A 24,625-nucleotide genomic window follows, 5' to 3' on the forward strand; every position below is an offset into this window, starting at 1 on the left:
GAGACCGAGTTGGCGCACGAGAGGACCACAGGCGTGAACGCACTCGGCAAGAATCCGCGACAGGTGATGCGTCTCAGCTATGCCCTGGTCATGGTGTGTCTGCTGGCCAGCCTCGGGCTCGCGGTAGCAAATTTCGCCTTCCCTCTGCCCAAGGGAGAGACGCGCTCCCTCCTGGCCTTCGGCCTTGCCGGGCTGGCTCTCCTCCTCTTGATGCGCCTGCACCGGCAGGTCCTGCGCCTGTTTGCCGACATTGCCCGCCTCGGCAGCCAGCGGAACGCCGAGATGATCGAGGACGAAATCACCGGTGCCCTGACACGGCGGGCCTTCCTGTCGATCTGCGGCGAAGAGATGCGGCGCATCGGCCCGGGCAGGACCTACGCCTTTCTCGCAATCGACATGGATTATCTGAAGACGCTGAACGACAGTCTCGGGCACACGACCGGCGACTTCGCGCTTCGCCATCTCGTCAAGGTTATTCGGCGCAGCTTCCCCGGCGCCATCGTCGGACGTCTCGGGGGCGACGAGTTCGGTGTCTTCACCCCGATGGCGGGCCCCGAAGAGGCGGAGGCCGCATGCCGGCGGTGTCTGGAAAACCTGCGGCAGACCGAGTTCTTCGACGGTCGGCCGATGAGCCTCTCGGCGTCCATCGGAATCGCGATCACGCCGACTCACAGCCCGTTCTTCAGCGAGTTGATGGAATGCGCCGATCTTGCGCTCTACGAAAGCAAGCGGTCGGGCCGAAGCCAGGCGCGCCTCTTCGACGAGTCCTTTTTGCGCGGCCAGCGGCAGCAACGCTTCATCGAGCGCGAACTGCGCGCGGCCATCCTCCTCGACGAACTCCACCTCGTCTACCAGCCGCTCGTCGATCTCACCGGCGCGGTCCAGGGCTACGAGGCGCTGGTACGCTGGCGCCATTCCAGTCGCGGCGAAATTCCGCCGGGCGACTTCATTCCGGTCGCCGAACGGTCGCTGCTGATCGACCTCCTGGGACAATGGGTCTTTCGCCGCGCGCTGACGGACGCCCAGGAGTTCGGTGACCGACCCGTCTGGCTCAACCTCTCGCCGAGCCAGCTCAAGCGTGACGACCTGGTCGAGATGGTCGTTCGGACCCTTGCCGAAACGGGTGTTGCTGCCGAGCGAATCGTCCTCGAACTGACCGAATCCGTCGCGATGAACGCCACGCCCGACATGCTGCGGCGGCTGGTCGCCCTGCGCGATCTCGGGCTGAGGATCGCGCTGGATGATTTCGGCACCGGCTTCTGCGGCTTCGGCTACCTGCGCACCCATCCGATCGAAATCATCAAGGTCGACCGCAGCTATATCGCGCGGCTCGGCGAGAGCCGCGCCGACGACGTTCTGGTCATGGCGCTGGCCAGCGTCGGCTCTGCCATGAACCTCGATATCGTCGCCGAGGGGATCGAGACCGAGGCGCAGTTTCTCCTCGCCAAAGCCGCTGGCTGCCGGTTGTTCCAGGGCTTCTGGATCGCCAGACCCATGTGCAAGGCAGACCTGTTGGCATGGGGTCAGAAGAGACTGCTGGCGGCGTAAACCCCTCGCAGATCAGCGGTCGGGTGAGCGCCCTCGCTTTTCAGCGACCAAGCGATGCAACTCGACTCGGCCGGGGACTCGAACTGTCAGGCGTCGGGTTTGAACAACTCGCCGCAGCGCGAGAAGCTGAGGCCTTCTCCATCGGTATCGCCCGTGGCGCCGATGAAACGGATGATGCCATCCTTATCCGCGGTGATTTGCGCTTCGCAGAAAAGTTCTTCGCTGCGCGGTGGGGCGGTCATGACGCGAAGCGGCTCCTCGGTGCGCGACCGCGTCTCCACGACACTGCGGCCGCTGGAGTCGGTGACGACGCGCGTCGTCTTGCGCTCCCGGCCTTCGCCGACAGTGGCAAACTGGGCAGGAACAAAGCGCCGGGTTTCGCCACCGCGCCAGGAGTAGATGGTTCCGCCGTCCTGGCGGTCGTAGCTCTGATAGGGCGGGCCATAGGCGGAGAAGAAGTCGTCGCTGCTGCGGCCAATCCAGTCGGTCCGCATGGCGACGTTCGCTTCTTCGGTCGTCGTACAGCCAGTCACCATCAATACCGCGGCCAACGCCACAGGAAATCGCGTGTGCATCAGATCGTCCCCCCGGCCAATGATTCGGCCGGGAGAGCTTTGCGAACAAGAGGGTAAGCCGGCAACCGTCTTCACACCGGCTGACGATTTTCCGCTGGCTCAGCTGGGCGCGCTCTGAATACGACCGCGGATCAACTGTCGAGGAAGGACCGCAGCTTGCGCGAACGCGACGGGTGCTTGAGCTTCCTCAGCGCCTTCGCCTCGATCTGGCGAATACGTTCGCGCGTCACCGAGAACTGCTGGCCGACTTCTTCCAGCGTGTGGTCGGTGTTCATGCCGATGCCAAAGCGCATGCGCAGCACGCGCTCCTCGCGCGGGGTCAGCGAGGCCAGAACACGCGTGGTCGTTTCCCGCAGGTTCGCCTGGATCGCCGCGTCGATCGGCAGGATGGCGTTCTTGTCCTCGATGAAGTCGCCGAGATGCGAATCCTCTTCGTCGCCGACGGGAGTCTCGAGCGAGATCGGCTCCTTGGCGATCTTCAGGACCTTGCGCACCTTTTCCAGCGGCATGGCGAGCTTTTCGGCCAGCTCCTCCGGGGTCGGCTCGCGGCCGATCTCGTGCAGCATCTGGCGCGACGTGCGGACGATCTTGTTGATCGTCTCGATCATGTGCACCGGGATGCGGATGGTGCGCGCCTGGTCGGCGATCGACCGGGTGATCGCCTGCCGGATCCACCAGGTGGCATAGGTCGAGAACTTGTATCCGCGGCGATACTCGAATTTGTCGACGGCCTTCATCAGGCCGATATTGCCTTCCTGGATGAGGTCCAGGAACTGCAGGCCGCGATTGGTGTATTTCTTGGCGATGGAGATGACGAGGCGCAGGTTTGCCTCGACCATTTCCTTCTTCGCCTGCCGTGCCTCGCGCTCGCCCTTCTGCACCATGTGGACGATGCGGCGGAACTCGGTAATCTCGAGGCCGGTCTCGGACGCCAGATTCTGGATATCCTGGCGCAGGGCGCGGATGCCGTCCTTCTCGCTCTGGACGAATTTCAGCCATCCCTTGCCGGAGAGATTGGCGATGTGCCGGGTCCAGTTCGGATCGAGCTCCGAGCCCTGGTAGCTCTTCAGGAACTCCTCGCGCTTCACGCCGTAGCTTTCGGCCAGGCGCATGAGCTTGCCCTCGTTGCCGACGAGCCGCTTGTTGATGTCGTAGAGCTGGGCGACCAGCGCGTCGATGCGGTTCTGGTTGAGCGACAGGCCCTTGACGGCCGTGATCAGCTCTTCCTTCAGCTTCTTGTAGCTGCGCTCCTGGCTCGGCGACAGCGTGCCGGTCGCGGCCAGGCGATTTTCGACCTGTTGGTCCTGCAGCTTGCGCAGGCGCTTGTAGGAATCGGCAATGATGTCGAAGGTCTCGATGACCTGCGGGCGGATTTCCGCCTCCATGGCGGCCAGAGACAGCGAATTCTCGAACTCGTCGTCGTCTTCGTCATCGTCGTCGCTGCGCTCGCCGGGCAGTCCCGCGACGGGGACCTCAGGCGCAGACCCGTCCAGCGCCACCGCCGGAACATCCGGCAGCTTCGCCTCGGGCCCGGCATAGGTCGCCTCGAGGTCGACGACCTCGCGCAGCATGATGTTGCCTTCGTTCAGCTCGTCGCGCCAGATGATGATGGCCTGGAAGGTCAGCGGGCTCTCGCAGAGGCCTGCGATCATCGTCTCGCGGCCGGCCTCGATGCGCTTGGCGATGGCGATCTCGCCCTCGCGCGACAACAGCTCGACCGAGCCCATTTCGCGCAGATACATGCGGACGGGATCGTCGGTGCGGTCGGTCGCTTCCTTCTTGGTCGTGGTCGCGACAGCCGAAGGGCCGGCTTCCATGACTTCGGTGGAGCCCTCCTTTTCCTCCGACTCCTTCTCCTCGGCGTCGTCGCTCTCCTCTTCCTCGACGACGTTGATGCCCATGTCGTTCAGCATGGCCATCGTGTCCTCGATCTGCTCGGAGGTCACGTCTTCGGCGGTGAGGACGGAATTCAGCTTGTCCATGGTCACGAAGCCGCGCTTCTTGGCGGCCTTGATCATCTTCTTGACGGCATCATCGGACAGATCGAGCAGAGGACCGTCTTGCGTCTCCGGACGCTCTTCGACGACCGCTTCGCTTTCTTTGGCCTTGGTTGCCATGCCTTCTTCTCCAATTCGCGCGCCGTGCCTGGCATGATCGGAACGGATCGCACTCTGGCGGTGTCGTTCCTTACCCTAAAGGGAGACCGTTAACGTGCGCTTAACCCTGTTCGCGAGCGATCGTGACGCAGGCACTTGCGATCCCGTGTAAAGGGCGCAGCATGTTTCAATTTCAAGTTCACAGCCGACAAAACCGGACAAAATCGGGAACTTGGTGTACCGCTGGCGAAAGAAGCGCCGCCAGCCCGCATCCATATTCCGATTATGCCGCTGAATCGTCTCGCCCATAGCGGATTCTCGGCGGCAAGGCGATTCTTAAATGGGCCGCCGTCAGTAGGACTTCGCCCCCCGCCCCGACAGAATGCCGAAACCGTCGATCAAGGCCTCGGTCCCGGCGAGCGCCTCGATCTCCCGCTTCACTTCGACCACATGAGCGTAGGCGGTTTCCGACGGCTGCTGCCCAAGGATCTCTTCGGCGCTGCGGAGTTCCCTATTTAGGGAGCGGAATCGGTGATGCAAGTGGAGCGCCTGCCGCACGGCCTCGCGCGCATCCTCCGGAGCGGCGTCCTCGAGGAAGGTCCAGAGCCTGAGTTCGCGCAGCCGCTGCTGGAAGCCCTCGTAGACCGCCCTCGCCCCGTCGGGAGCAAGATGGCGCAGAAGTTCCTCGCGCGACCCCGGGTGATGCTCGGCATAGATGTCGAGGACGGCCGAGCGCAGCTGCGACAAGCCGCCCTGCGGCAGTTCCAGTTCGGCGAAGTAGTCGAAGGCCTCGTGAAACAGGAGCGGATGGTTGATGAAGCCGACGACGATGGCCACCTCCCGCAGCGACGATTCCTGGACGCTTGCCCGCTTCATCAGACTGGAACGGGCGAGGCGATCGGAGACGACCGCGCGCTGCTGCCCGGCTGCCGACTTGCCGCGCCGTCCGTCCTCGCCGTCGCGGCGGCTGCCATAGGGCGGACGTCCGCCCTCGTTTCGCCGCGGCTGCGCCTTTCCGGCGCCGAAGAAGCTCTTGAGCCTTCCGTCGACGTCCTGCAGATAGTGTCGGCGGACATTCTCGTCGCCGATCTGCCGCGTCATCGCCTTCAGCCGGTGTTCGAGATCGGCGCGGCGCTCGGGCGTATCGAACTGGCCGCCGGCGGTCTCGCGCATCCACAGGAGATCGGCGAGCGGGCGGGCCGCGGCCAGGACTTCGCGAAAGGCTTCCGGACCGCTGTCGCGCACGAGATCGTCCGGGTCCTTCCCCTCGGGCAGAAGCGCAAATCGCAGCGAGCGGCCGGGCTTCAGAAGGGGCAGTGCGAGGTCCGCCGCGCGGTTCGCGGCCTTGAGGCCCGCGGCGTCGCCGTCGAAGCACAGGATCGGCTCGTCGGCATTGCGCCAGAGAAGTTCGAGTTGCCGGTCGGTCAGCGCCGTGCCGAGCGGCGCCACGACATGGCCGAAGCCCGCCTGGAAGAGGGCGATCGTGTCCATATAGCCCTCGACGACGACGAGCGTTCCCGCCGCCTTGGCGGCGCGCCGCGCCTTGGCAAGGTTGAACAGCGTCGCGCCCTTGTGGAAGACGTCGGTCTCCGGCGAGTTGAGATATTTTGCTGAGACCTCGGCGGACAGGGCCCTGCCCCCGAAAGCGATGATGCGCTCCTGGGCATCCTGGATCGGAAACATGATCCGGTCGCGAAACCGGTCGTAGGACACGGCGATGCCCTCGCCGTGGACGACCATTCCCGAGGCTTCGATCTCGGCCTTGCCGACGCCCTTCGCGACGAGACACTCCTTCAGCCGGTTGCGGCTGTCGGGCCCGTAGCCCAGGCCGAACGTCTTCTGCGTCACCGGGTTCAGCCCGCGATCGCGCAGATAGGCGCGCGCCTTGGCGCCTTCGGCCTCCTGCAACAGACCGGAAAAGAACTCGGCCGACAGCTTCAGCGCGTCGAGGATGGTCGCGCGCTGCTCGTCCCGGCGCTCGGCATCGGCATCGCGTGCGGGTAGCGCCAGCCCCGCCTCCGCCGCCAGCCGCTCGACCGCCTCGGGAAAGGACAGCCCTTCCGCCTCGACGAGGAAGCGGAAATGATCGCCGGAGACCCCGCAGCCAAAGCAGTGGTAGCGCCCCTTCTGGTCCTCGCAGTGGAAGGACGGCGATTTCTCGCCATGGAAAGGACAGCAGGCCCAGAAATCGCCCTTGGCCGTCTGCGACTTCTTGCGATCCCAGGTGACGCGCCGCCCGATCACATCGGAAATCGGCACCCTGTCGCGGATATCGTCGAGGAAGCTCGGGGAAAAGCGCATGGGACTTTCACGGGGTCGCAGAACCGACAGAACTAGCACAGGCTGTGGCGGAAAGGGGGGCGACGGGACATGTGTCACCGTCATTCACAGGGCCGGACTGTCAGGATCCAGTGATGCTCGAAGGATCGACCTTTCGTCGCCCGTGCAGGACGCGCAGCACTTCCACCTCTTCGTTTCTGACGCGATAGAAGGCCAAGTATTGGCCGGAGACCAGACGCCTGATGCCCGGGCCGATGTCGTCGCACAGATATCCCGAATGGGGGTAGCGTGTAAGCTGCGTCAGGCGCTGCTCGATGGCATCGAGGACGTTGAGCGCCCCTCGGGGATTGTCCTCTGCGATATGGAGAACGATGGCTTCGATATCAGCGGCCGCGAGAGGGGTGACCCGGAGCGTCACGGACGGACCGGGATGCCGGTACGCACCTTCTCGCGTATGCCCGTGAAGACCTCGGCCGCATCGAGCGCTGGCCCGCTGGCGATGCCGGCGTCGACGAGAGCGCGCAACTCCTCCACGGTGTAGCCGAGCAGATCGCGACGTTCCTGCCATTCCCGCACGGCTTCGCGGATGGCTTCACTGGCCGACGCGTATTGGCCTGCTCCGACGACATCGCGAACATATCCTGCCATTTCCGCAGTCAGTGCGATGGTGATTTTTTCGACCGCTGGCATTGGGTCCTCCGTCATCCGTTTTCAGAGTATGCGTTTGGCATACCGGACGCAACGCCGTCCAGTGTATGGGGCGATACCTTCCGGACGCCTCAGCGACCTTCCATTGACGACGATCGACGGCGTAACGTCGCGCTCCAGTTTGCCGTCGTACAGGACCGCCCATGCTCCCTGCCCTCACCGCCATCTTCGCCTGCCAGCTTGCCGGCGAGGCGATCACCGCCTGGCTCGGTCTGCCGCTGCCCGGCCCGGTGATTGGCATGGCCCTGCTGTTCGCCGCGCTGATGCTGAAGGGCGCGGTGCCCGATGAGATCGGGCGCGTCGGCGATGGGCTGCTGCAGCACTTGTCGCTGCTGTTCGTCCCGGCGGGTGCCGGCATCATGATGCACTTTCATCGCCTGGAGGTTGACGCGCTGGGGCTCGGCACGGCGCTGGTCGTCTCGACCCTTGCCACCATTGCCGTCACGGGCCTTGCCATGCGTTTCCTGACGCGCCGCGGGGGCGACGCCGATGCCGGCTGAATCCCTGCGCGAGGTCTGGGTCTATCTCGCCGCTTCGCCGCTCCTGTCCCTGACGCTGACGCTCGTCCTCTACCAGTTGGCGTTCGCGCTCTACCGCCGCGCCCGCTTTCTGGCGCTGCTCAATCCCGTCCTCCTGACGGTGGCGCTGGTCGTCACGCTGCTGACGCTGACCGGCACGTCCTACGACACCTATTTCGAGGGCGCGCAGTTCATTCATTTCCTGCTCGGCCCGGCGACGGTGGCGCTTGCCATCCCGCTCTACCGGCAATTCGACAAGGTGCGGCGGCATGCAGGCGCGCTGGCCGTCAGCCTCGCCACGGGATCGCTGACCGCCATGGCCACGGCGATCGGCATCGGCGCGCTGTTCGGCGTCGACCGTGCGGGCCTTATCGCCCTGGCGCCGAAGTCGGTGACCGCGCCGGTCGCCATGGGAATCGCCGAAAAGCTCGGCGGCGTGCCGTCGCTCACCGCCGTCCTCGTCATCGCCACCGGCATTCTTGGCGCCTCGCTCGGGCCGGCCGTGCTCGACCTCTGCGGCATCCACGGCAAGGCGGCCCGCGGCTTTGCCATGGGCACCGCCGCGCACGGCATCGGCACCGCGAGGGCGCTGCAGGAAAGCGAGATCGCCGGCGCCTTTTCGGGCCTTGCCATGGGCCTCAACGCGCTGGCGACAGCCATCGCCTTGCCCCTGCTGTGGTCGTTGCTGTTTTGAGGGGTGCCTGATGTCAGACGGTAAGAGAGTATCGCCTAAGCGCGTCTGCTCCTCGGAATAGTCATGCTCGGGCTTGACCCGAGCACCCATGCCGCGAGCGCATCGCTGCCAAGCCGGATCAGGAAAGTCGACCGTTCTCGACCTCGTTCGCCGATCTTGGCATGGGTCCCGGATCAAGCCCGGGATGACTGAAGCTGGGTCGTCGCGGCTGCGATTGGGGGCTTTGCGGCTGGCAATGGTTGCCTCACCAGGAAGGCGCCTCGCCGAAAACGAGCAGCAGCATTCGCGCCACCCCTCACCCCGCGCTCAGCATCCGCTTCACGACGCCGTTCGCCTTGCCGAAATCCATCTGGCCGGCATGGCGCTCCTTGAGGGCCGTCATCACCTTGCCCATGTCCTTCATGCCCGCGGCGCCGAGGTCGGTGATGGTGGCGGCCACAGTGGCTTCCATGCCGGCCTCGTCCATCTGGGTCGGCAGGAAGCCGGCGATGATCGCGATCTCCTCGCGTTCCTTGGCGGCGAGCTCGGGACGGGCGTTCTCCGCGTAGATCTTCGCCGATTCCTCGCGCTGCTTGGTCATCTTGCCGAGGATCTGGACGATCTCGTCGTCGCTGGCCGCGTCGCGACCGGAGCCGCGGTTGAGGATGTCCTTGTCCTTGATGGCCGCATTGACGAGACGGAGCGTCGAGGTCCGGGTCTTGTCGCCGGCCTTCATGGCGTCCTTCAGGGCATCGGTGATCGCAGCACGCATCGGGGCCTCCTCGGCTTCTTATGGGGTCACGGCTCGCCTGCCACGCGCCCGGTTGCGCCGCGTGTCCGCGCCGCCATCGTCGAGCGGCACAGGCTGTCGTTCACCGCGGCATGTAAAGCTGCGGGGAAAGCCGTGCAAGAGACTTGCAGTTCCGGGCGTAAGGGTCGATATCCCCTCCAATGCACACTTTCCCTGGCGCCTGACCCGCGCGTTCCCTCCGCGCCTCCGGATGCGGGGGAGCGCCAGCGAGGGCGAAGGGCGACCGCTCGAAAGGCACCCCATGACCGCAGGCTGGACGACACGCAAACCGACCGCACTCCTGGTGCTCGCCGACGGGACCGTCATCGAGGGCGACGGCATCGGCGCCGTCGGCGAGACGACCGGCGAGGTCTGCTTCAACACCGCCTTGACCGGCTATCAGGAGATCCTGACCGATCCCTCCTACGCCAAGCAGATCGTGACCTTCACCTTTCCGCACATCGGCAATGTCGGCGCCAACGACGAAGACACTGAAGACCTCGTCCCGGCCAATGCCCATGGCGCGGTCGGCGCGATCTTCCGGGCCGAAGTCTCGGCACCGTCGAACTACCGCTCCTCTGGCCATCTCGACGCCTGGCTGAAGCAGCGCGGCATCATCGCGCTGTCGGGCATCGACACCCGCGCCCTCACCGCCCACATCCGCGAGCACGGCATGCCCAACGCCGTCATCGCGCACAATCCGGACGGCGTCTTCGACGTCGAGGCGCTGAAGGCGAAGGCGAAGGCCTGGTCCGGCCTCGAAGGCCTCGACCTCGCCAAGGATGTCGCCACGCTGCAGTCGGTGGTCTGGGACGAAAAACCCTGGGCCTGGAATGCCGGCTATGGCACCGAGAGCGAGCCGCGCTACACCGTCGTGGCCCTCGATTACGGCACCAAGCGCAACATCCTGCGTCTGATGACCGGCCGCGGCGCCCGCGTCGTGCTGATGCCGCCGACGGCGACGGCCGAGGAGGTCATGGCGCACAATCCCGACGGCATCTTCCTGTCCAATGGTCCGGGCGATCCGGCGGCAACCGGCGTCTATGCCGTGCCGACCATCCAGAAACTGATCGAGACGGGCGTGCCGATGTTCGGCATCTGCCTCGGCCACCAGATGCTGGCGTTGGCGCTGGGCGGCAAGACGACGAAGATGCACCAGGGCCATCACGGCGCCAATCATCCGGTCAAGGACTTCACCACCGGCAAGGTCGAGATCGTCTCGATGAACCACGGTTTCGCGGTGGAATCGGGAACCCTTCCGGCGGAAGTCGAGGAGACCCATGTCTCGCTGTTCGACCAATCGAACTGCGGCCTGAAGATGAAGGACGCCCCGGTCTTTTCGGTGCAGCATCATCCCGAGGCGTCGCCCGGCCCGCAGGACTCGCATTATCTGTTCGACCGCTTCTTCGACCTCATCGAAAGCCACAGGAAGCCGCAAGCCGCATGAGCCCGGGGCATCGGCTGATCGCCTGAAACGAAGAAGGCGCCGGGGATACCCTCGGCGCCTTCAAGTTTTCTGCCCTGCCTTTTCAGCCGTCACACGCGGAAAATCCGCGTGAGCCGACGAAAGAGCCGCCGGACGCCGCAGGAGAAAGTGGCATGGCGGTGAAGGTCGTCGCGATCGCGATCGCCTCCGTAGTTGCTTCTGGCGATGATGATATCGGCGAGCATTTGATGCCAATCCTTTCCGGAACGATGATGAAAGTCTCAAGACCGTCGGCGATTCCCGACAAATCCCGACCGGGCGGAGCAAAGCCTCCCGGCAGTCTGTAAGATGTGCACTGAGTGCGCTATAGTCAACTGCCGGTTGGCGCACCTGGTGCATTTATTGCATGCCCCGCCTGTGCGAGGCTTGCCAGACGCGCCGGCATCTGGAATGGCAAGGACCGTAAGTCCGGCAGTGTACTTCCGGACCCTGCGCCTCGCACCCGCCCGGCCTCTGGAGTGAACCATGCAGCCCGACGATTTCCGCAGCTGGCGCAAGGCCCTTGGCTGGAAGCAGAAGGACGCTGCCGAGAAGCTCGGCCTGAAAAAACGCGTCATCCAGTATTACGAAAAGGGCGACCGCGACGGAAAGCCGATCGAGATCCCGAAGACCGTGGAGCTTGCCTGCTTGGCATTGACCCTCGGCTTCGAATCCTATGACGGCCAGCACATGCCACGCGCCAAGAATGCCCCGGCCCTGCGCACGGCAGCCCCTGCCGAAGAGGAGGCGCCGCCCAAGCGCCAGGCCAGGACGGCAAAATCTGCCGAGTGATCGGTGGAATTGGCTGGGACAAGAGCGTTTCTGCTCTTTCGCCCGGCCGAGCTTTTGCCTATAAGCCGGCCCTAGCCTGAAGAAGTTTTGAGCCCGAACCGGTCACGCCCGCAGCGCGACCGGATTTTTGGCGCGCTAACGAATAGCGTCTGTGAAAGAAGAGCCATGCCGAAACGGACCGATATCCGCTCCATCCTGATCATCGGTGCCGGACCGATCATCATCGGTCAGGCGTGCGAGTTCGACTATTCGGGCACGCAGGCCTGCAAGGCGCTGAAGGAGGAGGGATACAGGATCATCCTGATCAACTCCAATCCGGCGACGATCATGACCGATCCCGGCCTCGCCGACGCGACCTATATCGAGCCGATCACGCCGGAAGTGGTCGCCAAGATCATCGAGAAGGAACGCCCGGACGCCCTGCTGCCGACCATGGGCGGCCAGACCGCGCTGAACACGGCGCTGTCGCTGCGCCGGATGGGGGTCCTCGACAAATACAATGTCGAGATGATCGGCGCCGATGCCGCAGCCATCGACAAGGCCGAGGACCGCGCGCTCTTCCGCGAGGCGATGAAGAAGATCGGGCTCGAGACCCCCCGCTCGCTGCTCGCCAACGCCACCGAGGCCAAGAGCGCCGACAAGGCCGCCTTCGAGGCGAAGACCGCCCTCATTCGCGACACCGTCACCGATCCGAAGGCTCAGGCCGACGCGCTCGCCGCCCTCGACGCGGAGTGGGTCGCCGGCCGCTCCGACCGCAAGCAGCGCTACATGACGCGCGCGCTCGCCGCGGCGGCCGAGGCGCTGGAGCAGATCGGCCTTCCCGCCATCATCCGCCCGTCCTTCACCATGGGCGGCACAGGCGGCGGCATCGCCTACAACCGCTCGGAGTTCTTCGAGATCGCCGAGGGCGGCCTCGACGCCTCGCCGACGACCGAGGTTCTGATCGAGGAAAGCGTCCTCGGCTGGAAGGAGTACGAGATGGAGGTCGTCCGCGACAAGGCGGACAACTGCATCATCGTCTGCTCGATCGAGAACATCGATCCGATGGGCGTCCACACCGGTGATTCGATTACCGTCGCGCCCGCCCTCACCTTGACCGACAAGGAATACCAGGTGATGCGCAACGCCTCGATCGCGGTGCTGCGTGAGATCGGCGTCGAGACCGGTGGATCGAACGTGCAGTTCGCGGTCAATCCCGAGGACGGCCGCCTCGTCGTCATCGAGATGAACCCGCGCGTCTCGCGCTCCTCGGCGCTGGCCTCCAAGGCGACGGGTTTCCCCATTGCCAAGATCGCGGCCAAGCTCGCCGTCGGCTATACGCTCGACGAACTCGACAACGACATCACCGGGGGGGCGACGCCCGCCTCGTTCGAGCCGTCGATCGACTACGTCGTCACCAAGATCCCGCGCTTTGCCTTCGAGAAGTTTCCCGGCGCCGAACCGATCCTGACCACCGCGATGAAGTCGGTCGGCGAGGTCATGGCGATCGGCCGGACTTTCGAGGAATCGCTGCAGAAGGCGCTGCGCGGCCTCGAGACCGGTCTCGACGGGCTCGACGAGATCAAGATCCCTGGCATCGGCGAAGGCGACGACAAGAACGCGATCCGCGCCGCCTTGGGCAAGCCGACGCCTGACCGTCTCCTGATGGTGGCGCAGGCGCTGCGCATGGGCACATCCGAGGAGCAGGTTCACCAGTCGTGCAAGATCGACCCCTGGTTCATCGCCCGGATCAAGGCGATCATCGATCTGGAGGCACGCGTCAGCGAGCACGGCCTGCCGGACGACGCGGAGAACTTCCGCTTCCTGAAATCCGCGGGCTTTTCCGACGCACGGCTGGCCAAACTCATCGGCAGCGACGAGGAGAGCGTCGCCGCGGCGCGCGAGAAACTCGACGTGCACCCGGTGTTCAAGCGCATCGACACCTGCGCGGCCGAGTTCGCCTCGCCGACGCCCTACATGTACTCGACCTATGAGCGCCCCTTCGCCGGGTCCCTGCGCTCCGAGGACGAGGTCTCCGACCGCAAGAAGGTCGTCATCCTCGGCGGCGGGCCGAATCGCATCGGTCAGGGTATCGAGTTCGACTATTGCTGCTGTCATGCCGCCTTCGCGGTGAAGGACGCCGGCTACGAGGCGATCATGATCAACTGCAACCCGGAAACCGTCTCGACCGACTACGACACGTCCGACCGTCTGTATTTCGAGCCGCTGACCGGCGAGGACGTGCTCGCCATCCTGCGCGTCGAGCAAACCAAAGGCACGCTCCACGGCGTCATCGTCCAGCTCGGCGGGCAGACGCCGCTGAAGCTTGCCGAGACGCTGGAAAAGGCCGGCATCCCGATCCTCGGCACCTCGCCCGACGCGATCGACCTTGCCGAGGATCGCGACCGCTTCCAGCATTTCCTCAACGAGATGAAGCTGCGCCAGCCCAACAACGGCATCGCCCGCTCGGTCGACGAGGCGCGGATCATCGTCGAGCGCATCGGCTATCCCGTCGTCATTCGCCCGTCCTACGTGCTGGGCGGCCGCGCCATGGAGATCGTGCGCAACGGCCCGCAGTTCGAGCGCTACATCACCGAGGCGGTGGTCGTCTCCGGCAAGTCGCCGGTCCTCATCGACAGCTACCTCTCTGACGCGATCGAGGTCGACGTCGACTGCCTCTCCGACGGCAAGGAGACCTTCATCGCCGGCATCCTCGAGCATATCGAGGAAGCCGGGATCCATTCCGGCGACAGCGCCTGCTCGCTGCCGGTGCACTCGCTCTCGGATGCCATCGTCGACGAACTCGAGCGCCAGACGCGCGTGATGGCGCTCGGCCTCAACGTCGTCGGCCTGATGAACGTCCAGTTCGCCATCAAGGGGGAGGACATCTATGTCCTCGAGGTCAATCCGCGGGCCTCGCGCACCGTGCCCTTCGTCGCCAAGACCATCGGGGTTCCGATCGCCAAGATCGCCGCGCGGATCATGGCCGGCGAGACCCTGGACGAGGCCTTCGCCGACTATGGGGCGAAGCCGAACTGGCGGACGCTGAAGCACATCGCCGTCAAGGAAGCGGTTTTCCCCTTTGCTCGCTTCCCTGGCGTCGACACCCTGCTCGGCCCGGAAATGCGGTCGACAGGCGAGGTCATGGGCCTCGACACGAGCTTTGCCGTCGCCTTCGCCAAGTCGCAGCTCGGCTCCTCGATCGACCTGCCGACGGCCGGCAGCGTCTTCGTTTCGGTGCGCGACGGCGACAAGGAGCGCGCCCTGCCGGCGATCCGCAAGCTCCACGATCTGGGCTTCAAGATCATCGCCACTGGCGGCACGCAGCGTTTCCTCAGCGAAGAGGGCATTCCGGCCGAGAAGATCAACAAGGTGCTGGAAGGCCGGCCGCATATCGAGGATGCCATCCGCAACCGACAGGTGCAGCTGGTACTGAACACCACGGAGGGCGCCAAGGCCTTGTCCGACTCGCGGTCGCTGCGACGCGCGGCGCTGATCCACAAGGTTCCCTACTACACGACGCTCTCCGGCATGGCGGCTGCGGCCGAAGCCATCGAAGCCTTGAAGCGCGGTGGCCTTGAAGTCCGGTCCCTGCAATCCTACTTCACGGCCGCGTGAACGGGACGGACCGGCGACAGGGGTCAAGTCGCGGGAACCCGAAAGGCAGATGGGGACGGGGAAAACTTTCAACCGGCGCGTGACGATAGACGCCGTTTGACAGCACAATTTTACCGCAGCATCATCGGTCGCCCCCGGTCCCTGGGACGCGGGCAGAGAATGGTTTGCTGGTTCCGGTCGGATTTCCGTCCGGAGCCGGTTTGGTTTATGCGCCGGCATCATCCGGCGGGAACGAAACGACTTTCGGCCATCTGGCCGACGGTCTGGAAAGGTTGAGGGCATGGACAAGGTCCCAATGACAAGCGCCGGGTTCGAGACACTCAAGGAAGAGCTGCGCCGGCGCCAGCAGGAGGAGCGTCCGCGCATCATCGCGGCGATCTCGGAAGCACGGGCGCATGGCGACCTTTCGGAGAACGCCGAGTATCACGCCGCCAAGGAGTCGCAGAGCCTCAACGAGGGCCGCATCTCCGAACTCGAGGACTATACCGCCCGCGCCGAAGTGATCGACGTGTCCAAGCTGTCGGGCGAGAAGGTGAAGTTCGGCGCGACCGTCAAGCTCATCGACGAGGATACCGAGGAGGAGAAGGTCTATCAGATCGTCGGCGACCAGGAAGCCGACGTGAAGCAGGGCCGCATCTCGATCTCCTCGCCCATCGCCCGCGCGCTGATCGGCAAGGAAGAGGGCGACACGGTCGAGGTCGCCGCTCCCGGCGGCGCAAGGTCCTATGAGATCATCGAGCTGCGCTGGGGCTGAGACGCCAGAGACGAGCGGTTTGCCTGCTCGTCGCAAGCGCCTCTGACGGACGGCAACGCCGCCTGTGAGAGGCCGCGCCGTCTCCATGGCCCCTTATAATGAGCCTGTCTTGGGCCGGCGGGCCACGCGTTGCGGCCGTGTCGCATCGCGTGGTTCGCCGGCCCGGGGCGAAAGCGGAGATGGGTGCCCTTCTTTCGGGTCCCCTTGACCGAACCGATGCCCATCACCCCGCGAAAGACCGCCATGCCTGTCCGCGACGTCGAGGTGATCGCGCCAAATTTCAAGCGCCGCCTCTCCGGCGTCACCTCGACGATCATCCAGCTCGTGCCCCTGCAGGCCGGGACGCTTGGCATCGCCGCGCTCGGTCCCGGCCTTCCCGGTCACCTGCCGAAACTGCGCTGGCGCCAAATCCTCGGCCTGTGGACCAGACCCGCACGGCGCCCCTTCCGCATCTGGCACGCCCGCCGCAACACCGAAATGCTGGCCGGACTGGTCCTTCGGGATGTCCTGCGCATGCGGCTGAAGCTCGTCTTCACCTCCGCCGCGCAGCGCCGGCACACCGCCTGGACGCGCTTTCTCATTCGCCGCATGGATGCCGTCATCGCCACCAGCCGGCGCAGCGCCGCCTTTCTCGAAGTGCCGGCGACCGTCATCCTGCATGGCATCGACCTCGACGCCTTCTCGCCCGAGCGCACCAGCACGCCCTCCCCGGCCATGCAGGCGCTGGCGGGCCAGAAGATCGTGGGCTGCTCCGGCCGCATCCGGCACCAGAAGGGCACCGACCTCTTCGTCGCCGCGATGATCGATCTTCTGCCGCACCGTCCCGCGTGGAGCGCCGTGATCACCGGCCGCACCACCGGCGAACATGCGCCCTTCGAGCGGGACTTGCGCGAGAGGATCGCGGCGGCGGGCCTTTCCGACCGGATCCTCTTTCTCGGCGAGGTCGACGACATCGCCGCCTGGTTCCGCCGCTTCGACCTCTATGTCGCCCCGCCCCGCAACGAGGGGTTCGGCCTGACCCCGCTGGAAGCCATGGCCTCCGGCCGGCCCGTCGTGGCCAGCGATGCCGGCGCCTTTGCCGAAATGATCGTCGAGGGCGTCACGGGAAAGGTCGTGCCGGTCGACGACGTTTCGGCGCTGGCCGCCGCGATCGAGCCCTATCTCGGCGACGACGCGGGCCGGCAGGCGGCGGGCACGGCCGCGCTCGACCATGTGCGCCGACATTTTCCCTTGGCGCGCGAGGCCGCCGAGATCGGCGCCGTCTACGAGCGGCTCTGGGACACGGGCGGAAAGTCCGACGGATCGACTCGCACCTCGCGATAGTCCATGCCGCCGAGCCGGGTGAGATGATGCGGCAGCAGCCGGACCTGGGTCATGGCGCGCCGGGCGAAGAAATGCCAGTGGCGCGGCACCGGACTGAGGCGCCGGCGCGGCACCTGGATCGACGTCGGCGGCACGTCGCCATGCGACGGGTCGCGGCGCGCCAGGACCTCCGCCTGGATCGCGAGCGCCGGCTGGCATTGCCAGGCGACGAGCCCGCGCGAGGAGTGGATGAAGGCGTCGGCCGGGGCGGCACCCTCGCGTTCGGCCTTGGCCAGCAGCTTTCGCGCGCCATCCGGCCACAGCACATAGGCTGCCGCTCCCGCCTTGTCGCGGGAGACGCGCAGCCGCTCCAGGTCGCCGACCAGCGGCTGGAGGACGCGCGCGACGAAGCGGCGCCGGCCAAAATCCTCGAGGTTCAGGAGATCCATGTCGGTTGCCGCCTCGATCGTCGGCGACGAACACAGGCCGGCCAGCCGCGGCGACAGCCGCACGTCATCCTCGAGGATCAACATCGGCCGCCCGGTCTCGGCGACGCGGCGCCACAGCGCCTGATGCGAAAGAAAGCAGGCCAGCTCCGCCTTGGACAGCGGCCGCTCCCAGCTTCGGCCGAACCCGCCCGCCTCGGCATCGCTGACGGCATCGACCGAGACCGCCGCAAATCGCTCGAAGGCGAGGCCGAGCCGCCCGGCCTCGGCTTCCATCTGCTGCCGCCGGAGCGTCGCGCGGTCGAGATTGATGTAGCAAATCGCCATCATCGCCCCTCTTACGGCGAAGCCGGAGCCGAGGCCAGCCGTCTTCCCGCAATGCCCGGGACGGCCGGCGGCACGGCCTCGCACCGTGTTGTCAGCCTGCCGTCGGTCCGGTATGCAGGACGCCACTTCGCCTTGAAAATTCGACGCCGCGCCGCCACCTGCAGAGTGCCGGCAACCCGCCTCCGTCCGCCACGAGCGAGCTCTCCGATGACCGAATCCCAGAACGTTCGCCATGCCCCCGTGCTGATCATCGGCTCCGGCCCCGCCGGTTATACCGCCGCGATCTACGCGGCGCGGGCGATGCTGAAGCCGCTTCTGGTCGCCGGCCTGCAGGAGGGCGGACAGCTCACCATCACGACCGACGTCGAGAATTTTCCGGGCTTTGCCGATCCCATCCAGGGACCCTGGTTGATGGAGCAGATGAAGGCGCAGGCGCTGCACGTCGGCACCGAATTCGCCAGCGACCTCATCGTCGAGGCCGACCTCTCGTCGCGACCGTTCCGGCTCCGCGGCGACAGCGGCACGGTCTACAGCTGCGATGCGCTGATCGTCGCCACCGGCGCCCAGGCGAAATGGCTGGGCCTCGAGTCCGAGCAGCATTTTCAAGGCTTTGGGGTCTCGGCCTGCGCCACCTGCGACGGCTTCTTCTATCGTGGCAAGGACGTGGTCGTCGTCGGCGGCGGCAACACCGCGGTCGAAGAGGCGCTGTACCTCGCACACATCGCCAAATCGGTGACGGTCGTGCACCGCCGTGACGCCTTCCGCGCCGAGCGCATCCTGCGCGAGCGCCTCGCGGCCAAGGAGAATGTCCGGGTGATCTGGAACGCGGAGGTCGAGGAAATCCTCGGACCCTCCAAGCCGATGAAGTCGGTCACCGGCATTCGCCTGCGCGACCGCGTCACCGGCGAGACGAGCGAGCATGCGACCGACGGCGTCTTCGTCGCCATCGGCCACGCGCCGGCCGTCCAGCTCTTTGAAGGCAAGCTGCGCCAGAAGCCGTCGGGCTATCTCTGGGTCGAGCCCGGGACGACGCAGACCTCGATTCCCGGCGTGTTCGCTGCCGGCGACGTCGCCGACGACGTCTACCGTCAGGCGGTGACGGCCGCGGGGCTTGGCTGCATGGCCGCGCTCGAGGCCGAAAAATGGTTGGCGACCGTCGAGGCCGAGGAGGTCCGTCAGGCAGCCGAATAGGATCGGCTGCCAACGGACGCTGCGGGCGTGCGAGAACTGTTGACGCAAGCGTCGATTGCCGACGATGCGGTTTACGTAGACACACCGATCTGTGCAACACTGATGCGGGAACGTGGCGCAGGGGCGCCAATCGCTCGGCAGCCGGGCAGATCGTCGGGCTGGCGAAGCAGAGCGCAACTCGGGACGGACACTCCCCTGAGCGTCGGGCGGGCAACGGAATCTGGCAGCGCCGGTCGTATCGGGTTGGTCACGGTTTGGGAAAACGGCAGGCAGGGGATTAGGCATGGCGCTCGACTGGGACAAGCTGCGGATCTTTCACGCCGCGGCCGAGGCCGGCTCGTTCACCCATGCCGCCGACGTCCTCAACCTCAGCCAGTCCGCGATCTCGCGCCAGGTCGCCTCGCTCGAGCAGGAGATCGGTGCACCGCTGTTCCACCGGCATGCTCGCGGCCTCGTCCTGTCGGAGCAGGGCGAACTCCTCTTCCAGACCGCCAGCGACGTCCTGAAGCGCCTCGAAATGGTGCGCATGCAGCTGACCGAGACGCGCGAGAAGCCGACGGGCAAGCTGCGCGTCACTACCACGGTGGGCCTTGGCTCCGGCTGGCTGACGGAGCGCGCCAAGGAGTTTCTCGAGCTCTATCCCGACCTCGAACTGCAGCTCGTCCTCGACAATGAGGAAATCGACCTCACCATGCGCAAGGCAGATGCGGCGATCCGCCTGCGCCAGCCGCAGCAGCCGGACCTGATCCAGCGCCGACTGTTCACCGTGCATCTTCACGTCTATGCCGCGCCGAGCTACCTCCAGCGCTTCGGCACGCCGGAAACCATCCAGGACCTCGACCAGCACCGGATCATCACCTTCGGCGAGCCGGCTCCGCCCTACCTGCGCAACCTCAACACGCTGGAGACGGTCGGCCTGGCCGATGGCCAGACGCGGCCGACGATCCTGCAGATCAACAATCTGATGTCGATCAAGGCCGCGATCGAGCGCGGCATCGGCCTTGGCCTGCTGCCGGACTACATGATCGACAAGAATTCCAAGCTCGTGCAGGTCCTGCCGGAAATGGAGATGCCGACCTTCGACACCTATCTCTGCTACCCCGAGCAGCTGCGCAATTCGGCCAAGCTGAAGGTCTTTCGCGACTTCCTGATCTCCAAGGCGCGGACCTGGTCGTACTGAGCCCTTCCGACGCGAAAAGGCCGAGCGCGAACGCCCAGCCTCTGCAGGATCGAAAGGAGCGATCGCGGCTTGCGGATCAGTCCGTCAGTTCGGCCGGCACGCGGCCGCCGTTTTCGGCGAGCTTGCGCATCAACTCCTTGTGCAGCCAGACGTTCATGGTGGCGCTGTCGCTCTTGTCGCCCGTATAGGCGAACTCGTCGGCGAGCTCCTTACGCGCTTCGAGGCTGCTGTCGAGATCGAGCGCCTTCATCATGTCGACGATCGACTTGCGCCAGTTGAGGTCCGTTCCGTGCTTGCTCACGGCAGCGTCCATGACCGCGGCGACATCGACGGGGGCGCCGGTCGCGGCGGGGGGCGAGACCGGAGCGGCCGCCTGCGCGGTAGGCGCGACCTGGGCAGAATGGGGCGCCGAAGCCGCCGGTCCGCCCTGCGCAGGTGTCAGTGAAGGCTGCTGCATGGGCGCAGCCGTCGGTGCAGGCGCGGCGGAGCTCGCCACCGTCGCCGTCGGCTGCGCCGCCGTCGGGGGGACAGCTGCCGGACGGGTCGCCGCCTCGGCGCGCGTGCCGAACAAGGCTGACTTTATCTTGTCGAAGATGCTCATTGCAGTAATTCCTAAAGTGAATATTAAATTTCAGTCGACAAACGCCACTGAAATACTTTTGTTCCGGAATTTTTAGGACTGAATGCGCCCCCAGCGGCTTTGCGCCGGCATCCGCGCTGCACGCCCTGAAGCACGAGGTCCTTCTGCCTAAGAACTATGCAATAGTTGCAGGGCAGCCATGCGAAATTGGCAATGGTGCGCGCGCTGTCGCGGAGTACTCTCACTACAGCCGGATCGCGGGACGACACCTCCTCCCATCGTTTCGTACCGGCTGTTTCCTCCCAAGGATTTTTTTCGCCGGGCTCTCATGGGCCCGGCGTTTTTTTTCGCTGTCGACGGCGTTGAAACAACGGTCGGGCAGAACGAAAAACGGCGACCCGAGGGCCGCCGCTGATTCTCTGTCGGTGTCTCCGATCAGGCTGTCGGTCAGCTCTTCAGGCTGGCGCAAAAGCGCTGGATGCGCGAACAGGCGTCTTCCAGCAGTTTCTCCGACGTCGCATAGGAGATGCGGAAATTCGGCCCCAAGCCAAAGGCCGAGCCCTGGACGACCGCGACGCCTTCGGCCTCCAGCAGTTCCGTGACGAAATCGACATCCGTCTCGATCACCTTGCCGGCCGGCGTCTTCTTGCCGATCAGCCCCTTACAGGAGGGGTAGACATAGAACGCCCCCTCCGGCGAAGGGCATTCGAGGCCGGTCGCCTGGTTCAGCATCGACACGACGAGATCGCGGCGCGCCTCGAAGATCCTGCGGTTCTCCGGGATGAAGTCCTGCGTGCCGTTCAGTGCCTCGACGGCGGCCCATTGCGCGATCGAGCAGGCGCCCGAGGTTTGCTGGCCCTGGATCATGTCCATCGCCTTGATCAGCGGCAGGGGACCGGCCGCATAGCCGATGCGCCAGCCGGTCATGGCATAGGCCTTGGAGACGCCGTTCATCGTCAGCGTCCGCTCGTAGAGACCCGGTTCCACCTCGGCCGGCGTCGAGAAGACGAAGTCGCCATAGACGAGGTGCTCGTACATGTCGTCGGTCAGCACCCAGACATGGTCGTGGCGCATCAAAACGTCGGTCAGCGCCTTCAACTCGGCGCGGCTGTAGGCGGCGCCCGAGGGGTTCGACGGCGAATTGAACAGGAACCACTTCGTCTTCGGCGTGATCGCCGCTTCCAGCGCTTCGGGCGTCAGCTTGAAGTTCGTCTCGATCCCCGCTGTCACGAACACCGGCGTGCCGCCGCAGATCGCGACCATCTCGGGATAGCTGACCCAGTAGGGCGCCGGGATGATCACCTCGTCGCCGGGGTTCAGCGTCGCCATGAAGGCGTTGAACAGGATCTGCTTGCCGCCGGTGCCGACGATCGTCTGCGCGGCGGTGTAGTCGAGGTTGTTCTCGCGCTTGAATTTCTTGGCGATCGCCTCGCGCAGTTCCGGAATGCCCGAGACCGGCGTGTACTTCGTCTCGCCGCGGTTGATGGCGTCGATCGCCGCCGCCTTGATGTTGTCGGGCGTGTCGAAGTCGGGCTCGCCGGCGCCGAGGCCGATGACATCCATCCCCTGCGCCTTGAGCTCCCGCGCCTTCTGCGAGACGGCAATGGTGGCGGAAGGCTTCACGCGGTCGAGAACGGCGGCAAGGAATGCCATGGGACGGGCTCCGGCTGTCATGGGTTCGAATAACGGGTGATGAGCGGCCTCTGCCGACCGGATCCAGCCTGCAAAAACCGGCGGACCGTATAATCGGCAGGGCGGGGGCGCAAGCGGTTCGGCGCCGCGTCCATCAATATCGCCGGGGGAAATATGGCGTCTCCGTGAAATGGATGCAGCGCTCGGCATGATGGAGCTGCAGATTGGACGCTCGCGCTGTCTCGGGGGCGCCCGGTCGACCCTTGCCGACGGCTCTCTCTGTGCCGTCATGCGCTGCGCCGAAGACCACGGCCTTGGTCGTTCAGCGTCAACCACCGTCGGGCACTGCCTCGCATTGATCGAGGTCCTCGCCGTTTCAGCCGATGCCCTGAGTTCCCGCCCCTTGCCCGACCGGGCAGGACCGGTATCTTCTTATCACGAAGCGGCAGTTGGCACAGGTCGGAACTTTTTGCGGAAGCATGCGTCGATGAATGAGGCCGCGGGACAGCGGAGGCGAAGCGCTTGACGACCTCCCGCCGCATCGTGCTTGCTCTCTGTGGGCTGCTTGGCCTCGGCGGCGTCTGGTTTCTGGCTGTCGGTTCCGAACAGGTATGGACCTGGTATGCCGGCTCCGCCGATCAGGACGGCGTGGACAATCTGGGCACCGAGCGGCGGCGCACGCCGACAGACAGCCTTGCCTGCAGCCCGGCGACATGCTCGGCCCGCGTCGACATCGCCCTTCCCGACTACCGTGAGCCTCCAGCCGTCCTGATGCAGCGCCTCGACAGGATCGTCCTGGCCGATCGTCGCAACCTTCTTCGCGTCGACGATCGATCCCGGCCGGACTATCGGCGCTATGTCGCCAGAACGCCTGTGCTGCGCTTTCCCGATACGATCGAGTCACTGGCCGCCCCCAGGGGAAGCGGCAGCGCGCTCGTCATCTACGGGCGTTCGCTGGTGGGTGAAAACGACTGGGGCGTGAACCATGCGCGCTTGGCGCTGTGGGCAGCCGAACTCGAAGACGCCAAGGTCGGCGAGACGGCTCCGTCCCTCTGAAAACCGGCGACGGGCCCGGCGCGACGCGCCGAAGACGGCTGCGGAGTGCCGGCAGACGGCCATGGCTCGATCTCTGCCGAGTGTCACCTCTTGCCGTGCTGCTTTCCGGCCTCTAGGCAAGCCCGACCCCGTTCTCGCCGTCGGATGATCCCATGACCCGCTCCCGCGCCAATCTCCTGCTGCTTCTGGCTGGCGCGATCTGGGGCATGGGCTTCGTCGCCCAGTCGAGCGCCATGGCGCATGTCGGGCCCTGGGCGTTCAATGCGGTGAAGTTCGCGCTGGCTGCGCTGGCCGTCCTGCCCTTCGCCTGGAACGAGGCGCGCCAGGCGAAGACGCCCATGGCCCGTGGCGACCTTCCAGGCTTCACCTTCATCGGCGTACTGCTGTTTGCCGCCGCGATCCTGCAGCAGATCGGCATCGTCACGACCTCGGTGACGAATACCGGCTTCCTCACCGGTCTCTACGTCGTCTTCACGCCCTTCTTCGGCGTCCTCCTCATGGGCAGCCGGCCGCACTGGATCGTCTGGCCGGCCGCGCTCCTGGCGTTTTCCGGCATCGTCCTCGTCGGCGGCGGCTCGCTCGGCAGCCTTCGCTCGGGCGATTTCCTGGTGATCGGCTCGGCCGTCTTCTGGTCGCTGCAGGTCGTCTACGTCACCCGCTTCGTGCAGGGCAGCGGGCGGCCGCTGATGCTCTCGCTCGTTCAGTTCTGCGTCGCCACGCTGCTGTCGGGCGTGGGCGCGCTCACGCTGGAGACCACGACGCTGGCGAGCCTTGGCAATGTCTGGGTGGAACTCGTCTATGGCGGCGTCTTCTCGATCGGGCTCGCCTTCTCGCTGCAGACGATCGGCCAGCGCTATACCACGGCGCCGCAGGCGGCGATCTTCCTGTCGTCGGAAGCACTGTTTGCCGCGCTGTTTGCCGCGATCTTCGTCGGGGAGAGAATCCCGGCCCTCGGCTTCGTCGGCTGCGCCTGCATCTTCGCGGCGATGCTGGCGGTCGAACTCGTCCCGCTGCTTCGCGGGCGTCGCTCGGCACTGCCTGATGCACCCTGACGCCAGCGGGGCACGCGACTTTTCCAGCCGCCATGGATTTGGTAACTCAAGCCTCGTCCAGCC

At 65.7% G+C, this 24,625-nt stretch carries 22 protein-coding genes; 13 read left to right on the forward strand and 9 right to left on the reverse strand.

Annotated features, from left to right (window positions below):
- Positions 1-33 precede the first annotated feature (33 nt).
- Positions 34-1,548: a bifunctional diguanylate cyclase/phosphodiesterase gene (locus Sa4125_RS16495; RefSeq protein ID WP_223999596.1), complete on the forward strand. Its 1,515-nt coding sequence runs from the start codon at positions 34-36 to the stop codon at positions 1,546-1,548.
- A gap of 86 nt (positions 1,549-1,634) precedes the next feature.
- Here Sa4125_RS16495 and Sa4125_RS16500 read toward each other — a convergent pair whose 3' ends face one another.
- The 5 genes from Sa4125_RS16500 to Sa4125_RS16520 all read right to left on the reverse strand — a co-directional run bounded on the left by Sa4125_RS16500 (position 1,635) and on the right by Sa4125_RS16520 (position 7,189).
- Entirely contained in the window at positions 1,635-2,123 is a 489-nt protein-coding gene (locus tag Sa4125_RS16500) for a hypothetical protein (RefSeq protein WP_223999598.1), read from the reverse strand.
- 131 nt (positions 2,124-2,254) lie between these two features.
- Positions 2,255-4,240, reverse strand: coding sequence for an RNA polymerase sigma factor RpoD (rpoD, locus tag Sa4125_RS16505; protein ID WP_223999600.1), 1,986 nt, complete (start codon positions 4,238-4,240; stop codon positions 2,255-2,257).
- Between the two features lie 330 nt (positions 4,241-4,570).
- On the reverse strand, positions 4,571-6,520 hold the full coding sequence (gene dnaG / locus Sa4125_RS16510; protein ID WP_223999601.1) for a DNA primase: 1,950 nt from the start codon (positions 6,518-6,520) through the stop codon (positions 4,571-4,573).
- 100 nt (positions 6,521-6,620) lie between these two features.
- On the reverse strand, positions 6,621-6,917 hold the full coding sequence (locus Sa4125_RS16515; RefSeq protein WP_223999602.1) for a type II toxin-antitoxin system RelE/ParE family toxin: 297 nt from the start codon (positions 6,915-6,917) through the stop codon (positions 6,621-6,623).
- The gene (locus tag Sa4125_RS16520) at positions 6,914-7,189 is read right to left on the reverse strand and encodes a type II toxin-antitoxin system ParD family antitoxin (RefSeq protein WP_223999603.1); all 276 of its coding nucleotides are present in this window, start codon (positions 7,187-7,189) and stop codon (positions 6,914-6,916) included. Before Sa4125_RS16520 ends, Sa4125_RS16515 begins: the two co-directional genes overlap by 4 nt.
- A gap of 161 nt (positions 7,190-7,350) precedes the next feature.
- Here Sa4125_RS16520 and Sa4125_RS16525 point away from each other — a divergent pair, with 161 nt between their 5' ends.
- Both Sa4125_RS16525 and Sa4125_RS16530 read left to right on the forward strand, forming a co-directional pair.
- Positions 7,351-7,707 (forward strand): CidA/LrgA family protein, encoded by a 357-nt coding sequence (locus Sa4125_RS16525; RefSeq protein ID WP_223999604.1) that lies wholly within the window; start codon positions 7,351-7,353, stop codon positions 7,705-7,707.
- Positions 7,697-8,419 (forward strand): LrgB family protein, encoded by a 723-nt coding sequence (locus Sa4125_RS16530; protein WP_223999605.1) that lies wholly within the window; start codon positions 7,697-7,699, stop codon positions 8,417-8,419. The genes Sa4125_RS16525 and Sa4125_RS16530 overlap by 11 nt, the downstream gene beginning before the upstream one ends.
- 295 nt (positions 8,420-8,714) lie before the next feature.
- Here Sa4125_RS16530 and Sa4125_RS16535 read toward each other — a convergent pair whose 3' ends face one another.
- Positions 8,715-9,170 (reverse strand): GatB/YqeY domain-containing protein, encoded by a 456-nt coding sequence (locus tag Sa4125_RS16535; RefSeq protein ID WP_223999609.1) that lies wholly within the window; start codon positions 9,168-9,170, stop codon positions 8,715-8,717.
- A 280-nt stretch (positions 9,171-9,450) separates the two neighbouring features.
- On the opposite strand from Sa4125_RS16535, the gene carA reads away from it, so the two are divergent.
- From carA to Sa4125_RS16565, 6 genes are all read left to right on the forward strand, one after another.
- Positions 9,451-10,635 (forward strand): glutamine-hydrolyzing carbamoyl-phosphate synthase small subunit, encoded by a 1,185-nt coding sequence (carA, locus tag Sa4125_RS16540; protein ID WP_223999611.1) that lies wholly within the window; start codon positions 9,451-9,453, stop codon positions 10,633-10,635.
- A 152-nt stretch (positions 10,636-10,787) separates the two neighbouring features.
- On the forward strand, positions 10,788-10,961 hold the full coding sequence (locus tag Sa4125_RS16545; RefSeq protein WP_223999614.1) for a hypothetical protein: 174 nt from the start codon (positions 10,788-10,790) through the stop codon (positions 10,959-10,961).
- Positions 10,962-11,139: 178 nt separating this feature from the next.
- On the forward strand, positions 11,140-11,445 hold the full coding sequence (locus Sa4125_RS16550; protein ID WP_223999616.1) for a helix-turn-helix transcriptional regulator: 306 nt from the start codon (positions 11,140-11,142) through the stop codon (positions 11,443-11,445).
- A 165-nt stretch (positions 11,446-11,610) separates the two neighbouring features.
- Positions 11,611-15,042, forward strand: coding sequence for a carbamoyl-phosphate synthase large subunit (gene carB, locus Sa4125_RS16555; protein ID WP_223999620.1), 3,432 nt, complete (start codon positions 11,611-11,613; stop codon positions 15,040-15,042).
- A 280-nt stretch (positions 15,043-15,322) separates the two neighbouring features.
- The gene (gene greA / locus Sa4125_RS16560; protein ID WP_223999622.1) at positions 15,323-15,796 is read left to right on the forward strand and encodes a transcription elongation factor GreA; all 474 of its coding nucleotides are present in this window, start codon (positions 15,323-15,325) and stop codon (positions 15,794-15,796) included.
- Positions 15,797-16,039: 243 nt separating this feature from the next.
- The gene (locus Sa4125_RS16565; RefSeq protein ID WP_223999624.1) at positions 16,040-17,119 is read left to right on the forward strand and encodes a glycosyltransferase family 4 protein; all 1,080 of its coding nucleotides are present in this window, start codon (positions 16,040-16,042) and stop codon (positions 17,117-17,119) included.
- Here Sa4125_RS16565 and Sa4125_RS16570 read toward each other — a convergent pair.
- A complete protein-coding gene (locus tag Sa4125_RS16570) occupies positions 17,059-17,871 on the reverse strand; it encodes a glycosyltransferase family 25 protein (protein ID WP_223999625.1) in 813 nt (270 codons plus the stop codon). The two genes, Sa4125_RS16565 and Sa4125_RS16570, sit on opposite strands and share 61 nt — an antisense overlap.
- A 207-nt stretch (positions 17,872-18,078) precedes the next feature.
- On the opposite strand from Sa4125_RS16570, the gene trxB reads away from it, so the two are divergent.
- Positions 18,079-19,062, forward strand: a complete 984-nt coding sequence (trxB, locus tag Sa4125_RS16575) for a thioredoxin-disulfide reductase (protein ID WP_223999627.1) — start codon at positions 18,079-18,081, stop codon at positions 19,060-19,062.
- Positions 19,063-19,345: 283 nt separating this feature from the next.
- Positions 19,346-20,242, forward strand: a complete 897-nt coding sequence (locus Sa4125_RS16580; protein ID WP_223999629.1) for a LysR family transcriptional regulator — start codon at positions 19,346-19,348, stop codon at positions 20,240-20,242.
- 76 nt (positions 20,243-20,318) lie between these two features.
- Here the strand turns inward: Sa4125_RS16580 and Sa4125_RS16585 are convergent, their stop codons facing one another.
- A complete protein-coding gene (locus tag Sa4125_RS16585) occupies positions 20,319-20,843 on the reverse strand; it encodes a DUF3597 domain-containing protein (protein WP_345944289.1) in 525 nt (174 codons plus the stop codon).
- A gap of 426 nt (positions 20,844-21,269) precedes the next feature.
- Positions 21,270-22,475 (reverse strand): pyridoxal phosphate-dependent aminotransferase, encoded by a 1,206-nt coding sequence (locus Sa4125_RS16595; protein WP_223999635.1) that lies wholly within the window; start codon positions 22,473-22,475, stop codon positions 21,270-21,272.
- Positions 22,476-22,976: 501 nt separating this feature from the next.
- Here Sa4125_RS16595 and Sa4125_RS16600 point away from each other — a divergent pair.
- Both Sa4125_RS16600 and Sa4125_RS16605 read left to right on the forward strand, forming a co-directional pair.
- Positions 22,977-23,510: a DUF1499 domain-containing protein gene (locus tag Sa4125_RS16600; RefSeq protein WP_223999636.1), complete on the forward strand. Its 534-nt coding sequence runs from the start codon at positions 22,977-22,979 to the stop codon at positions 23,508-23,510.
- Between the two features lie 152 nt (positions 23,511-23,662).
- Positions 23,663-24,562, forward strand: coding sequence for a DMT family transporter (locus Sa4125_RS16605; RefSeq protein ID WP_223999637.1), 900 nt, complete (start codon positions 23,663-23,665; stop codon positions 24,560-24,562).
- Positions 24,563-24,625: the final 63 nt, after the last annotated feature.

The organism is Aureimonas sp. SA4125, from assembly GCF_019973775.1.
In the GTDB taxonomy this organism is placed as follows: domain Bacteria; phylum Pseudomonadota; class Alphaproteobacteria; order Rhizobiales; family Rhizobiaceae; genus Plantimonas.